1 pseudogene is annotated in these 333 nt (G+C 52.6%); it reads left to right on the top strand.

The annotated features are described in order from the left end of the window. Positions 1-333 (top strand): annotated as a pseudogene (locus tag BRSPCE3_RS35870) (hypothetical protein); the annotation flags it as partial.

Genomic DNA, 333 nt, shown 5'->3' with positions numbered 1-333 from the left:
GAGCGGTTGTGCTCCGCTACTTTTATCTGCTTCGTGGTAATCCGGCACGTGCAGTGCCGCTGTTTCTGTGGGTCGTGATCGACATGGTGCTGTGGGGGTTCATCACCCTCTATCTCAACACCGTCTCCTCCAGTGGATTCGATTTTGTTCCGGTGCTCCTGGGGGCGGTTCTCCTGTGGGATTTTTTTATCCGTGTCATGCAGGGAGTCACGATCACCTTTTTCGAGGACGTATGGTCGCATAATTTTCTCAATATCTTCGCCACACCGATTTCAATCAGTGAGTATGTCAGCGGTCTGGTCCTCTCGAGCATCGCGACTAGCTCCATCGGAT

Origin of the sequence: Bradyrhizobium sp. Ce-3 (assembly GCF_022835695.1) — a bacterium.
Lineage (GTDB): Bacteria > Pseudomonadota > Alphaproteobacteria > Rhizobiales > Xanthobacteraceae > Bradyrhizobium.
Note: the sequence above shows the minus strand (reverse complement) of the source record. Positions and strands in the feature narration are given on the sequence as shown.